The sequence below is a fragment of the Luteibacter yeojuensis genome, from assembly GCF_000964085.1.
In the GTDB taxonomy this organism is placed as follows: Bacteria; Pseudomonadota; Gammaproteobacteria; order Xanthomonadales; family Rhodanobacteraceae; genus Luteibacter; species Luteibacter yeojuensis_A.
Map to the genome: position 1 here is coordinate 184,653 of NZ_JZRB01000003.1, position 14,323 is coordinate 198,975.

Sequence of the window (14,323 nt, forward strand, 5' to 3'; positions counted from 1 at the left end):
GCGGTGAAGCTTAATGGCAGGGGCACGCAATGGCACGAGGCCCCCATGTTTTCCCCGTGGCACCACCTGGTCGACTGGACGAGCGTCCACGCCATCACGCCCTTCCTCGCGTGGCTGCACCTCGATGGCCTGGCCGGCGACCCGCGCGAGATCGCCGAAGCCATCCTGATCTCGATGCTGCAGGTGGCCATCATCGGCCTCGTGTTCCGCCCGCTCGAGGCCGTGTTGCCCGCCGAGAAGTGGGAGCACCGCCGGCTCACCCGCGTCGACTGGCAGTACACGTTGATGATGTTGCTGGGCATCTTCCCGATGTTCAGCTACCTCGTGCTCACGCCCATCGCCAACTATTTCGGCGGCGGCGATGCCAGCCCCGGCGACGAATCCCTGCTTGGCATCGTGCACTGGGTGCCCGCGCTGAAAAGCCACCCGCTGGCGCTGTTCGTGGTCTATTACGCCATCTACGACCTGGTGTACTACTGGATGCACCGCCTGCAGCATGCCCTGCCCTGGTGGTGGGCGCTACACAGCATGCACCACAGCACGCGGCAGATGAGCTGCTGGACGAACGACCGCGGCAGCCTCGTCGATGGCTTCCTGCAATCGATGGTGCTGGCGGGCGTCGGTGTCGTCATCGGCGTGGCCCCCACCGATTTCGCGTGGCTGGTGCTGCTGGGCGAACTGGTGCAGAACTTCTCCCACGCGAACGTCCGCGTCCGCTTCGGGGCGGTGTTCGATCGCGTGCTGGTCTCGCCCACCTTCCACCGCCTGCACCACATGCGGGTGGACCCCGACCGCCCCACGCTGCACAACTGCAACTTCGGCCAGGTGTTCTCGATCTGGGATACGGTCTTCGGCACCGCGCTGCATGGCGAGCCGATCCGCCCCACGGGCGTCGGCGACCCAATGGTGGATGCCGACAATGACAAGCACCTGGTGGGCCTGCACTGGGCGGCGTTCCGGCGCTTCTGGGGCGCGTTCACGTGCCGGGCCGGCTGGCGGCTCGGCGAGGTGGCGTTTGGCGAGGATTACCGCCCGGTTTCCGTCAAGGACATCGACCTGCATGGCTTGCATGGAAAAGAAGCGTCGCGCGCAAGCGCGCTCCCACGACAGCGCGAACCCGCTACCTGATCCCCCGCGTTGTTTTGTGGGAGCGCGCTTGCGCGCGATGCCCTCCCAACAAAAAGGCCCCGCCGGTTGGCGGGGCCCTTTGCTTACATCCCAACCAACGACCGCTCAGCAGTCCGAACCACCGAACGGGTCGTCGAGCACGATGGTGTCGTCGCGGTCGGCACCGGTGGCCACGAGGGCCAGCTTGCAGCCGGAGAGCTCTTCCACGGCGCGCAGGTAGGCGCGGGCGGCGGGCGGCAGCTTGTTCCAGTCGCGGATGCCCGCGGTGGATTCTTCCCAGCCCGGGAACTCGAGGTAGACCGGCTTGCACTCCGCCCAGCCGTCGGCATCGAGCGGTGCCAGTTCGCGGCGCTTGCCGCGGTACTCGTACGCGATGCAGACCTTGATCGTTTCCAGGCCGTCAAGCACGTCGAGCTTGGTGATGGCGAGGCCATCGATGCCGTTGATCTGCACGGCGCGCTTCAGCGCGACGAGGTCGATCCAGCCGCAGCGGCGCGGGCGGCCGGTGCTGGCACCGAACTCGTTGCCCTTCTTGCGCAGCAGCTCACCCATGTCGTCGTTGAGCTCGGTGGGGAACGGGCCGCCACCGACGCGCGTGGCGTACGCCTTGCAGATGCCGAGCACGTAATCGATGTCGCGTGCACCCACGCCGGTACCAGCCAGTGCGCCGCCGACGGTGGTGTTCGACGAGGTGACGTACGGGTAGGTGCCGTGGTCGATGTCGAGCAGCGCGCCCTGCGCGCCTTCGAACAGGATGTTGCCGCCATCGCGGCGCACGTCGTGCAGGATGGTGGCCACGTCGTCGACCATCGGGCGCAGGTACTCGCCCCAGGTGAGGGCCTCGTCGAGGACGGTCTGGTAATCGACCGGCTCGGCCTTCAGCCACTCGGTGAGCACGAAGTTGTAGTAATCGACGGCGGCCTTCACTTTCTCGGGCAGCTCGTGCGGGTACATGAGGTCGGCCACGCGGATGGAGCGGCGGGCCACCTTGTCTTCGTAGGCCGGGCCGATGCCGCGGCCGGTGGTGCCGATGGCCTTGGCGCCGGACGCCACTTCGCGCGCCTTATCGAGGGCGATGTGGTACGGCATGATGAGCGGCGTGGCCGGCGAGATCTTCAGGCGCGCGCGGACGTCGACGTTCTGCGCCTCGAGCTCGGCGATCTCGCTCATGAGCGCGGCCGGCGAAAGCACCACGCCGTTGCCGATGAGGCACAGGGCGTCGTCACGCAGGATGCCCGACGGGATAAGGTGCAGGACGGTCTTCTTGCCCTTGATCACCAGCGTGTGGCCAGCGTTGTGGCCGCCCTGGAAGCGGGCGACGGCGCCGACGCGCTCGGTGAGCAGATCGACGATCTTGCCCTTGCCTTCGTCGCCCCATTGCGCGCCGAGAATGACTACTGACTTACCCATGGTGGTGGTTCTCTGTATTGGATGCGGGTTTAGCGCTGGCGGCCGGGGCCGTCGTTGAGGTAGCGCAGGAATTCGGAATCGGGTTTCAGGACGAGCGTGGACCGGCCGTCGGCGAAGGATTTCTTGTAGGCCTCGAGGCTGCCGTAGAACGCGAAGAATTCAGGGTCCTGGCCATAGGCCGCCGCGTAGATGGCAGCCGCCCTGGCATCGCCGTCGCCGCGCACCGTCGTGGCGTCGCGGTTGGCGTCGGCCAGGATCACGGCTTTCTGGCGGTCGGCCTCGGCGTGGATCTTCTGGGCGTTCTCCTGGCCGGTGGAGCGGAGCTCGTTGGCCAGGCGGGTGCGCTCGGTACGCATGCGCTTGTAGACCGAATCGCTGACCTCGGTGGGCAGGTCGATGCGCTTGATGCGAACATCGACGACGCTCACACCCAGGTTCTTGCGGGCGACCACATCAGTGCGCTCGCGCACGTGGCCCGTGATGTCCTTGCGGCCACCGCCGATGAGATCCTCGAGCTGGCGCGAGTTGAACTCGTCGCGCAGCGCATCCTTCACCACGGGGGTGAGGCGGCCAATGGCCGCGGTGGGGTCGCCGGCGGTGGCGCGGTAATACGCCGCCGGGTCGGCGATGCGCCACTTCACGTAGAAGTCGACGGAGACCGTTTTCTTTTCACGGGTGAAGTACCGCTCGGGCGGCGCATCGAGGTTAAGGATGCGGTTATCGAAGCTGACCACCTGTTGCGCGAGCGGCACCTTGAAGTGCAGGCCTGGCTGGTAATCGGAGCGGACGATGCGGCCGAACTGCAGCAGCAGCGCGTTCTGCCCTTCCTTCACGACGAAGACGCTGTTGAACCCCAGCAGCACCAGGGCGACGACGACGAGGCCGGATACGATCTTCACTGGGCGCCCCCCTGCTGGACCGGCGTGGCATCGGTGGAGGCGGACTGCACGACCGTGCCGACGCCCGGCACGTTGCGGACGCTGGTGTTGCCGGCCTGGTCAACCGGCAGCTGGATGATGTTCTTGCCGTTGCTGCCGTCGATGACCTTCGGGTTGCGGCCCATGACGTACTCGACCGTCTCAAGCCACAGGCGGCGGCGGGTGACATCCGGCGCGGCGCGGTATTCCTTGAGCAGCAGGTTGAAGCGCGCGGCGTCGCCCGTGGCGTCGGCGATGCGCCGGGCCCGGTCGGCCTCGGCACCGCCGGCGATGACCGCGGCCTGCCCGCGCGCATCGGGCAGCAGCTTGCTCTGGTACGCCAGGGCTTCGTTCTCGGCGCGCTGGCGATCCTCGCGCGCCGCGTTGACGTCGTCGAAGGCGTCCTTTACCTCGCGTGGCGGCGAGACGCTCTGGAAGCTGACGCTGGTGACGGCGATGCCGGCGTCGTACATGTCGAGCGTGGCCTGCAGGATGGCGCGGGTTTGCTGTTGCAGGGTTTCCTTGGCCGCCGGCGTGGCATCGACCACGGCCGGCGCCGGGGGCGCCGCCGCGGTGGACGCCGCCGCCGGCACGGGCTCGGCACCCGTGGTGAGGATATTGTCCATCGCGTTGGCGCCGACCACCGAGCGCACGGCCGCCTCGGCGGCGTTCTTCAGCATGTTCTCGGCGTTATCCGCATTGGAGAACAGGAACTTGCGTGCGTCGCTGACCTGGTACTGCACGTTGAAATCGATGGCGATGATGTTCTCGTCGCGGGTAAGCATCGAGACCGTGTCGGATACGGTGCGCACCTGGGTCGTTTCGACCTTGGTCACCGTTTCAATCGGGTTCGGCGCCTTCAGGTGCATGCCCGGGGGCAGCACGCGCGAGAACTGGCCGAAACGCAGCACCACGCCCACCTGGCGGGCGTCGATCACCGTGAAGCTGGAGACGAGCAACCAGGCCACGACGAATACCAGCAGGATGGCAAGAAGCCCCCCGCTGCCGGAGCCGAAGCGGCCGAAGCGCGAGGTGAACTGTTTCAGCAGGCTGTCCAGGTCGAACTTGCGCTGACCTTGCCGGTTGCGGTTCCAGGGGTCCTTCTGGCCGTTGCCGGGCTCGTTCCAGGGCATGGGCGGCAGTCTCCTTCGGGGACTGTGGAGTGGGCACAAACGGCGTGAATTCTACCAGATGCGCGCCACTCAGTGCTCGGCGTGCGGTGGGTCGATCAGTTCCCGCAGGGGTGCGCCGTGGATATCGTCACCCACCAGCGGGGCCAGGACCGAGCGCGGGGCATCGATATCGAGCTGCCAGCCGTCCTCGTCGATGGCCTCGCCGGCGATGGCGCCCGCGGCCTTGAGGCGCGCGTGCAGGCGGCCCGCCGTGAGCGGCAGCCGCACGCCCGCCTTGATGCGATCGCCACCCAGCAGCTCGCCCAATGCCTCGCGCAAGCCATCGAGCCCCTGCCCCGAGTGGGCGGACAGCCACACGGTGCGCGGCTTGCCGTCGTCGCCCCGGTCGATGCGGGGCTCGGCGTCCTCGATGAGATCAATCTTATTCATGACCATCAGCTGGGGGACGTCGCCGGCGCCGATTTCCTCAAGTACCGAATTGACGACGCGGCGCAGCAGCTCGCGCTCCTCGTCGGCGGCGTCACTGACATGCAGCAGCAAATCGGCATCACGGGCCTCGGCCAGCGTGGCGCGGAACGCCGCGACCAGGTCGTGGGGCAGCTCACGGATGAAGCCGACGGTGTCGGCGACGACGGCCGGCCCGCAGGCCAACCCCTCGACCTTGCGCACGGTGGGGTCCAGCGTGGCGAAGAGCTGGTCGGCCGCGTAGACACCGCCGGTGGTCAGCGCGTTGAACAGCGTGGATTTGCCCGCGTTGGTATAGCCCACCAGGGCCACCCGGGGCACGGTGTTGCGCAGGCGCGAACGGCGCTGCTGGTCGCGCTGGACCTGAACCTTTTCAAGGCGTTTGGTGAGCATCTTCACCCGCTCGGCAAGCAGGCGGCGATCGGTTTCCAGCTGTGTTTCGCCCGGGCCGCGGTTGCCGATGGCACCGCCGCGCTGGGCGTCAAGGTGGGTCCAGCCGCGCACCAGGCGCGTGGCCAGGTGCTTGAGCTGGGCCAGCTCCACTTCCAGCTTGCCCTCGTGCGAGCGCGCACGCTGGGCGAAGATGTCGAGGATGAGGCCCGCGCGGTCGACGACGCGGGTTTTGAGGTGCTTCTCGAGGTTGCGCTCCTGCACCGGCGTGAGCACGTGGTCGACCAGGACCAGGTCGGCCTCGAGCGCGCGCACTGCTTCGGCGACTTCATCCGCCTTGCCGCTGCCGATATAGAAACGGGGGTTGGGTTCGGCCACTCGGGCCGGGATGCTGGTAAGAACCTCGGCGCCTGCCGACGCCACCAGCTCGGCGAATTCCTCGCCACGGCGCACCGCGTCGCCCTCGCCCCGCGAATGCGGTAGCACCAGGACGGCCCGGTCGCCTTTCTTTTGCCTGTCGAACACTTAGGGGTATGACCTCATGGATGGAGGAGGAGCCGGCCAGGCCGCGATGGCCTGGCCGGTCTCGTCCCTACCGATATGGGTTCCGCCTGAAGGCCCCTCAACCCTCGGCGTCGCCGCCCACCGCGTCGACGTGGCTTTCATGGCCGCCGACGCGGACATTACGGCTTGGGACGACCGTGGAAATGGCGTGCTTGTAAACCATCTGGCTTACCTGGTTGCGCAGCAACACCACGAACTGGTCGAACGACTCGATGGTGCCTTGCAGCTTGATGCCGTTGACCAGGTAAATGGCGACCGGCACGCGTTCGCGACGAAGCGCATTCAGAAATGGATCTTGCAACGATTGCCCTTTGGACATTTTTCTTCTCCCCTACGCCTCTCGTACGGGTCCGGGTAAAAGACGCCAAGCGGCGCCCCGGCCCAAGTGCTTTGAATCTTAACTGCTTTTAAACGCCCGCTGGAAGCGGCCAGCGTGACGACGTCGGCAATTCACAGAAACTGCCCCACCGCCCTGCCCGCTTCCGGCAACGGATCCCCCTGATCCGGGTCGAACGTGCGTGCGTCGAGCTCGCTCCGCAGCCAAGTGATCTGGCGCTTTGCGAGCTGCCGCGTGGCATAGATACCACGCTCACGGAAGTTTGCTGCATCTCCTTGTCCGTCAAGGAATTCCCAGGCCTGGCGGTAGCCCACCGCGCGGATGGCCGGCAGGTCGGCGTGGAGATCGCCCCGCGCCTTCAGGCCACGCACCTCGTCGAGGAAGCCGTCGGCCAGCATCGCGTCGAAGCGGCGGGCGATGCGCTCGTGCAACACGGCGCGGTTGCCTGGCAGCAGGGCAAGCTTCAGCACACGCCAGGGGAACGGCTCCCGGGGGGCCTCCTGCAGCTCGGTGATGGGGCGGCCGGTGAGCTCCATGACCTCGAGCGCGCGCTGGATCCGCTGGGCATCGCCGGGGCGGATGCGCTGGCCCGCGGCCGGGTCGCCCGCGGCCATGCGCGCGTGCATCGCGGCCCAGCCTATGTCGGCCGCTTCGGCCGCCAGGCGCTCGCGCACCGCCGGGTCGGCTTCGGGCAGTTCGGACAGCCCGCGCTGCAGGGCGCGGAAATAGAGGCCGGTGCCACCGACCAGCAGGGGCACCTTGCCCGCCGCCGCGACGCGCGCCATGGCGGTGGTCGCGTCTTCCGCGAAGTCGGCCGCCGAATAGGGCTGCGCGGGGTCACGGATGTCGATCAGCTCGTGCGGGTAACGCACCAGCGTCGCCGGGCCCGGCTTCGCCGAGCCGATGTCCAGGCCGCGGTAGACGAGCGCGGAATCGACGCTGACCAGGCCCAGCGGATAGCGGTCGGAAAGTTCACAGGCGAGCGCCGTCTTGCCCGAGGCCGTGGGGCCCATGAGGAAGATGGCGAGGGGGCGGGTGTCGCGGGTCATCAGTCATGCTGGCGGGTGGATCGTCGGCTTGCGAGTATCCATGCTCATACATGGAAGGGGAAAGGACGCAATGAAGGTTTCTCGCATGATCGCCGCGCTTGTCGTGGCTCTCCCGGTGGCCGCCCTGGCCGGGACGGTGGTTCCGACGGTGTACGAACAAGGGCACTTCTTCGCCGCGCCGACCCTGGCGTCGGGCAAAACGCTGAAGCTGAACGTCGATACCGGTGGCGGCAGCGGCTTTTGGTTCCTGACCACGTCCGCGGCCGCGCCGCTGCACCTTGCGCCGGTGCATTGCGACGGCGGCGGCTCGTTCGCGGCTACGCCGGCCTTCGCGCCGGGAAAGGGCCTTCCGCCGATGAAGCCGCGCGTTTGCGACGCCATCAGCGTGAACCCGGATTGCCCGGGAGGCGACATGGACGACGGCTCGCTTAGCGCATGGTTCCTCGCCCAGGGCACATGGACATTCGACTACCCCGCGCGCCGCCTGACGCTCGAAGACAAAGGATGGGAACCCGCAAGCGAAGCGCATGGCGTATCGCTGGGTTTCGTGGAAAATCCCCACGGTGATTTCGGCACGCCGTACCCCCGCATCACGATCAAGGTGGCCGGTGAGCCCGTCGATTTCCTGCTGGATACGGGCGCGACCGCACATCCCACCCGCGAAGGGCGCAAGGCCATGGGCACCGGCGTCGCCGCAAACGGCTTCGCCGCGGGCAGCTACATCACCACCTCTGTCATGAACCTCTGGCACGACCACCATCCCGACTGGCAGGTCGTCGATAACGCGGATGATCTGTTCGGCGCAGGCAAGGCCACGCGTGCCATCCGCGTCCCGTCCGTCGACATCGCGGGCTGGGCCGTCGGGCCCGTGTGGTTCACGGAGCGCCGTGACAGCGCCTTCGGTGAGGACGGCATGTCGGGCATGATGGACAGCGAAGTCCATGGTTCCGTCGGCGGCAACCTCTTCGCCCACTTCCGCCTGGTCATGGACTATCCCCGCCGCAAGGCGTGGTTTACATGCATCGAGGGCTGCAAGGCAGCGAAGTGACGCAGCGGACGACCATGGTCAGAGGACACCGGGGATGAGCGCACGCGTACGTTTCTTGTAAGAGGCGTATGCGTCACCGAAGGTTTCACCCAGCATACGTTCTTCCATGCGCAACTTCCGCCAGAACGACATGAAGACGATGAGGATCGCGAAGATGCCACGGACATCGCCCTCCTTCATCGCGGTGCCGATGAAAGCGATGAGCAGGCCGGTGTAGATGGGGTGCCGCAGGTAGCGGTACGGGCCGGCCTCGATCAGCTCGTGGCCCTGCTTGATCTGCACGACGCTGCTCCAGTTCTTGCCGAGCAGGTAGCGCGCCCAACAAGCGAGGCCGACGCCCGATGCCACGATCACTAGCGATGCGGCGAACACCGGAACGGTATGCGGCACGATGCCTTCGGCAAGCCACGTACCCCTGAACCAGCTGCCAGGCCCCAGCAGGCCAAACGCGATGGCCAGCGGCACCCAGTAAAGGGCCAGGCGCGTGAGCCATGGCTCACCACGCACGGCCGACTTGTTCCCCCAGGCGCTGATCACCCACCACGCCAGCAACACCCACCAGCACGCGCTGATGCCCGTTTTGAGCAAAGCTTCCATAGCCACTCCCTTGTGTGCCGGTCGATCGTAGCCGAAACGCCCGTGGCTGGGCCCATGCCGGAAGTGGCTATGAGTTGGACTACAAAAGAATCAGCGCAACGCCTAGATCCTTTTTGGCTTGCCGCGAGGATGATGCCTACCTCGTTCACCTGAGGCGCACGCAACACGACGTCCAACTCATCCGACCCGCATTCCGCGGCCCGAACCAGGAAAGACAGCACGTCGATAAATTGCGAAAGACTCCGACACCGCGACCGGTGCGCCGAGGGATCGCACCGGTAGCGGCCTTCAGAACTTAGTGCGCTGGCTTATTTTCCGCGTAGAACTCGTAATTGGCTGCGTTGCGCATGGCATCGGCACGGCTACGCGCTGCCAATCCATGTGCGCCCTCGCGGGTATAGTTTGAGATAGGCGCAACGTCGACAGTACCGAAGAGCCAGCCATTCGCGTCTGATGGAAGATCAGCGAAATGGGACATCTCGTGTAGAAGCATTCCTCCCTGGGAGGCGGCTACGATGCCATCCGGATACTGCGGGAATCCAAAGAATACGTCCGGACAGATGAGGATCTCATACGTGTTCTGGCCGACGACGGAGCCGGTGTGCGCTACGGCCGCTGTGCCCGGGCTAGCCGTACAGGAAGGCGTGCCCCGACCGTTGACGAACTCTACTGATCGCACTGGATTGGTTCCGAACGACTGCCTATCGATGCGACGACGAAGCCCCTTGAGCGTGCCACGGATGTAGCCCTCATCCTCAGGCTGATACGCATTGAACCACCAGGTGTAATTTCCGCCGTTAACGGAGAACGTATTGGGCCGAAAGAACAGCGGAGGCTCACCGGCTTCGTACTGGTTCATGGCGATGGCCATGATATTTTCCGCCGCGAGCAAGGCTTGGAAGAGAGCCTCGGATTCACCATTTTCATTGTCGAACCCTGGGCGATTGGGGAATCGAGCATGGAAGGCTCTCGGGCGCACGAAGTCGGCAGGGGTGCTGAATTCAACAACATTGCTTTCAATCAGCTCCTGGTCGCCGACCGGAAGTACTGTCGCGCGGGGCCGGCCCAGTCGATCACTTGGATGTACGGCCCCTGATGCAAAGTAGTTGATCTTATAAGTGCGCGATGGCTCCAGCTGGTAATCGTATGCGGGGTCGTAGTTGACGCGAACCACCTCACCGGGTGCCAGGACCACATAGTCCGCTTCCTGCGTATTCACGATGCGCGATAGCAGGCCTGAGTACGGCACCTCCCCGCCAGAGATGTCATTCGCGCTCCTAATGCGAAAGAGGTTGCTCGGCAAGTTCTTTCCGTTGATCAAAACCATCGGAATCTGTTGCCGGAGCATGGCAATCGGCGCATCGCCATCGTTGGATACGGACAGAATGAGTGCGGTACTAGAGCGTTCCGCGTCGCGCTCAAGTTGCGCATTGATATGGCCCTTGGCATCAACCGACCCAGAAGACACGAACAGGCCAATCAGAAGCGCCTTCCCTACAAAGTTCTTCACTTACGATCCTTCATGCAACCCGACATTCGGGGCGCGCACTGTAGCGATGACCCGCGCTTTCGCAACAATAGAAACATCGCAAAAGCGAGGCATTGGATGTGAGATCCAAGGACAAACGTTGATATGGTGCGGCCGACGACGTGAGAAAACGGGACACCGAACCGGCAGACGCGTGCGACCCTCCGAAAAGTCTGCCGAAAAGGAACAAGAAAGGCCGCCTCATGGGCGGCCTTTCTTTGAGCGATATCGGAGATTGACCGATGGCGTCACTTCGCCGGCACGCCCAGTTCCTTGAGCAACGCCGGCGACGGGTACACCTTGTCCATCAGCCAGCGCATGTAGCGCATATCGACGTGGATGGCGCGCTTGTAGCGGGGGTCGTACATCCAGCTGGCGCTGACGGCCTCCCAGTTGCTATCGAAGTTGAGGCCGACGAGCTCGCCCTTCGCGTTCAGCACCGGGGAGCCGGAGTTGCCGCCCGTGGTGTCGAGGTTGGAGAGGAAGTCCACCGGCATGGCGCCCGTCTTCGGGTCGGCGTAACCGGTGAAGTCGCCTTTCTTGATGGCGTCGAGCAGCGGTTTCGGCGCGTCGAACGGCACCTTGCCGGTGTTCTTCTCGACGATGCCCTGCACCGTGGTGAGCGGTGCGTAGCTGACAGCATCCCGCGCAGCCAGCGGCGTGACCTTGCCGTAGCTCACGCGCAGCGTGGAGTTGGCGTCGGGGTACACCGCCTTGCCCTGCTTCTCGCGGTAGGCGATCAGCGCCTGCATGTAGGCCGGGCGAAGGCGCAGCAGGTCGCCGTCGCGGCCCTTCTTCTCATCCTCGATGCGCAGCAGCGCCGGGCGCAGCGTGCGGGCGGCCACCATGAGGGCATCGTTGCTCTTCTCAACCTCCGCGGGCGCGGCGGTGAACAGGCGGGTGCGCTCGGTTTCATCGCTGAACTTCGTGGCACCGTAGATGGCATCCAGCGCCTTGGCCAGCGCGGCCGGCGTGGTGCCGAACACCTTGTCCACCTCGGCCACGTGCTGCGCGGCGGGCAGCTGCTGGTAGCGGGTGAGCAGCGACGTGACGAGGGCTTTTTCCACGTTCGGGTCGTAGCGGCGCTGGATCTGCTTCAGCTGGCTCTGGATCAGTTCCTCGTCGCGCTTCTGGTAGCCGCTTTCGCGCGCGGCATCCGCCTTGGGCCGCTCGACGGCGAGGCGGTCGACATTGAGGGCGCCGCGCATCAGCTGGGTCTGGCTCGAAAGCAGGCCAATGAGCAGGTCGCGTTCGCGCACGTCCTTGCCCTGCGCGATGAGTGCCATGACCTGGTCGATCTGAGGTTTAAGGGTCGTCGCAGCCGGCTGCGTCGCGAGCCAGGCCAGCATGGCGGCCTCGTCGTTGCGGCGGGTGGTGACCGCATCGCTGCGCTGCAGGCCTTCGAGCTCGCCGCTGAAGCGCTTGATGCCGTTCTTCAGCGACTGCAGCTGCGAGGCGTAACGGATGGCCGCTTCCTTGTCGGCCTTGCCCTCCCCTTCGATCACGTCCTGCAGCGCCTTCAGCACGGCCACGGAGGTGGGCAGGCGCCATTCCACCTGGTCGGCGAACTCGGCCGCGGTACGGTGGCGGTACGTGATGCCGGGGTAGCCCGCGAGCATGACGAAATCGCCCTCGGCCACGCCCTCCGTGGCGATCTGCAGGTGCGACGGCGGGTGGTAAGGCTTGTTGTCGGGCGAGTAGTCGGCCGGCTTGCCATCCGGGCCCACGTAGGCGCGCAGGATGGTGAAGTCACCGGCGTGGCGCGGCCACATGAAGTTGTCGGTTTCGTCGCCATAGTTGCCGATGGCGCGCGGCGGGGCGTAGACCAGGCGCAAGTCGCGCAGCTCCATCTGCTTCACCAGGTAGAAATCGCGGCCATAGAACATGGTGGCCACGCTGCACTTGATGCCGTCTTCCTTCTCGCATTCAGCCACGAGGGCCTTGCTGGCCGCGTCGACGGCGTCGTAGTACGCCCTGCCCGTCTTGCCCTTCGCAAGGGCGAGGACCCGGTCGGTGACCTTGTCGAAGCCCACGGTGACGCGGGCGCGGTAATCCGGGTTGGCCGGCAACTCGCCGGCGCGGTCGGGGGCCACGTAGCCGTTGGTGATGAGGTCGCGATCCGGCCGGGAGTTGTACTGGATGACGCCAAATGCCACGTGGTGGTTGGTGACCAGCAGGCCATCGGCCGACACGAACGAGCCGGTGCCACCGCCCACGCGGACCACCGCGTTGAGGGGCGCCTTCGTGAGGTCGGCAAGGTCGGCGGCATCGCCGCGGAAGCCGGCAGCCCTGAGGTTTTTCGCAATCGAAGGCAGCTGGGAAGGCATCCACATGCCCTCGTCGGCCTTCGCGTCCAGCGCCAATGCCATGGCGGCTCCCAGCATCATGGTGCGGATTCGCATCGTCTCACTTGCCCCTGTGGTTTCCAAAGCTGGCCCACCCTAGAGGCCCGGGGCGGCCCCTGGCAATGGCGCGGCGCACAAGCCAACCTACCTGTCGCGGCCTATAATGGGGGTTTGGACCGCCCCCGCGGCCCCTCCCCACGGAAACCCGAGACCCCATGCAGCAGACGATGAAGGCGCTGGTGAAGCGCAACCCCGAACAGGGCATCTGGATGGAAGAAGTGCCGGTGCCCACCCCCGGCCCCAACGAGGTGCTGATCAAGGTCGAGAAGACCGCCATCTGCGGCACCGACCTGCACATCTACAAGTGGGACGAGTGGTCGCAGCGCACGATCACCCCGGGCCTTACCATCGGCCACGAGTTCGTGGGCCGCATCGCGGAGATCGGCCCGGGCGTCACGGGCTACAAGGTAGGCGACCGCGTCTCGGCCGAGGGCCACATCGTGTGCGGCCATTGCCGTAACTGCCGCGCCGGCCGCCAGCACCTGTGCCCCAATACCGTGGGCATCGGCGTGAACCGCAATGGCGCGTTCGCCGAATACATGACCATGCCGGCCTCGAACCTGTGGCCCATCCCGGACCAGATCCCGTCCGAGCTTGCCGCCTTCTTCGACCCGTACGGCAACGCCGCCCATTGCGCGCTTGAATTCGACCTCATCGGCGAGGACGTGCTGATCACCGGCGCCGGCCCCATCGGCATCATCGCCGCGGGCATCGCCAAGCACGTGGGCGCGCGCAACGTGGTGGTCACCGACGTCAACGACTACCGCCTCAAGCTGGCCGCCGACATGGGCGCCACGCGCGTCGTCAACGTCGCCAACCAGTCGCTGAAAGACGTGGTGAAGGACCTGCACATCGAAGGCTTCGACGTGGGCCTGGAGATGAGCGGCAACCCGCGCGCCTTCAACGACATGCTCGAGTGCATGTACCACGGCGGCAAGGTGGCCATGCTCGGCATCATGCCGCGCGGCGCGGGCATCGACTGGGACAAGGTCATCTTCAAGGGCCTCACGCTGCAGGGTATCTATGGTCGCAAGATGTACGAGACCTGGTACAAGATGACCCAGATGGTGCTCACCGGTTTCCCGCTGCAGAAGGTGCTTACGCACCAGATCGCCATCGACGACTTCCAGAAAGGCTTCGACCTGATGGACGCCGGTGTGTGCGGCAAAGTCGTCTGCAGCTGGATCTGAGACAAAAAAGCCAATGTGGGAGCGCGCTTGCGCGCGATGGGCGCTGGACGCAAACCCCATCGCGCGTTTACCCCCTCTTCGGGGGCAAGCGCGCTCCCGCGGTTTTTTGCGCGGCCCACCAGAAGGTAGACTTGGGGTTTCCCCCGTCCCGGAACCCGCCCC

The 14,323-nt window shown here is 65.7% G+C and carries 12 protein-coding genes; 3 read left to right on the forward strand and 9 right to left on the reverse strand.

Annotated features, from left to right (window positions below; genetic code table 11):
- Positions 1-45 precede the first annotated feature (45 nt).
- Positions 46-1,128, forward strand: a complete 1,083-nt coding sequence (locus tag VI08_RS02350) for a sterol desaturase family protein (RefSeq protein ID WP_045827912.1) — start codon at positions 46-48, stop codon at positions 1,126-1,128.
- Positions 1,129-1,233: 105 nt separating this feature from the next.
- Here VI08_RS02350 and VI08_RS02355 read toward each other — a convergent pair whose 3' ends face one another.
- The 6 genes from VI08_RS02355 to miaA all read right to left on the reverse strand — a co-directional run bounded on the left by VI08_RS02355 (position 1,234) and on the right by miaA (position 7,393).
- Positions 1,234-2,538: an adenylosuccinate synthase gene (locus tag VI08_RS02355; protein WP_045827913.1), complete on the reverse strand. Its 1,305-nt coding sequence runs from the start codon at positions 2,536-2,538 to the stop codon at positions 1,234-1,236.
- A gap of 29 nt (positions 2,539-2,567) precedes the next feature.
- The gene (gene hflC, locus VI08_RS02360; RefSeq protein ID WP_045827914.1) at positions 2,568-3,437 is read right to left on the reverse strand and encodes a protease modulator HflC; all 870 of its coding nucleotides are present in this window, start codon (positions 3,435-3,437) and stop codon (positions 2,568-2,570) included.
- Positions 3,434-4,588: a protease modulator HflK gene (hflK, locus tag VI08_RS02365; RefSeq protein ID WP_045827915.1), complete on the reverse strand. Its 1,155-nt coding sequence runs from the start codon at positions 4,586-4,588 to the stop codon at positions 3,434-3,436. Before hflK ends, hflC begins: the two co-directional genes overlap by 4 nt.
- 69 nt (positions 4,589-4,657) lie before the next feature.
- Positions 4,658-5,968: a ribosome rescue GTPase HflX gene (gene hflX / locus VI08_RS02370; protein WP_045827916.1), complete on the reverse strand. Its 1,311-nt coding sequence runs from the start codon at positions 5,966-5,968 to the stop codon at positions 4,658-4,660.
- A 97-nt stretch (positions 5,969-6,065) separates the two neighbouring features.
- Positions 6,066-6,326 (reverse strand): RNA chaperone Hfq, encoded by a 261-nt coding sequence (gene hfq / locus VI08_RS02375; RefSeq protein ID WP_045827917.1) that lies wholly within the window; start codon positions 6,324-6,326, stop codon positions 6,066-6,068.
- 131 nt (positions 6,327-6,457) lie between these two features.
- On the reverse strand, positions 6,458-7,393 hold the full coding sequence (miaA, locus tag VI08_RS02380; RefSeq protein WP_045827918.1) for a tRNA (adenosine(37)-N6)-dimethylallyltransferase MiaA: 936 nt from the start codon (positions 7,391-7,393) through the stop codon (positions 6,458-6,460).
- Between the two features lie 85 nt (positions 7,394-7,478).
- On the opposite strand from miaA, the gene VI08_RS02385 reads away from it, so the two are divergent.
- Entirely contained in the window at positions 7,479-8,441 is a 963-nt protein-coding gene (locus VI08_RS02385; RefSeq protein WP_052697629.1) for a hypothetical protein, read from the forward strand.
- Positions 8,442-8,459: 18 nt separating this feature from the next.
- Here VI08_RS02385 and VI08_RS02390 read toward each other — a convergent pair whose 3' ends face one another.
- The 3 genes from VI08_RS02390 to VI08_RS02400 all read right to left on the reverse strand — a co-directional run bounded on the left by VI08_RS02390 (position 8,460) and on the right by VI08_RS02400 (position 12,968).
- A complete protein-coding gene (locus tag VI08_RS02390) occupies positions 8,460-9,038 on the reverse strand; it encodes a methyltransferase family protein (RefSeq protein ID WP_045827920.1) in 579 nt (192 codons plus the stop codon).
- 295 nt (positions 9,039-9,333) lie between these two features.
- On the reverse strand, positions 9,334-10,548 hold the full coding sequence (locus VI08_RS02395; RefSeq protein ID WP_045827921.1) for a M35 family metallo-endopeptidase: 1,215 nt from the start codon (positions 10,546-10,548) through the stop codon (positions 9,334-9,336).
- Positions 10,549-10,814: 266 nt separating this feature from the next.
- Positions 10,815-12,968 carry a S46 family peptidase gene (locus VI08_RS02400; RefSeq protein ID WP_045827922.1) on the reverse strand — a complete coding sequence of 718 codons (2,154 nt, stop codon included), beginning with the start codon at positions 12,966-12,968 and terminating at the stop codon, positions 10,815-10,817.
- A gap of 158 nt (positions 12,969-13,126) precedes the next feature.
- On the opposite strand from VI08_RS02400, the gene tdh reads away from it, so the two are divergent.
- Entirely contained in the window at positions 13,127-14,161 is a 1,035-nt protein-coding gene (tdh, locus tag VI08_RS02405; RefSeq protein ID WP_045827923.1) for an L-threonine 3-dehydrogenase, read from the forward strand.
- The last annotated feature ends 162 nt before the right edge of the window (positions 14,162-14,323 follow it).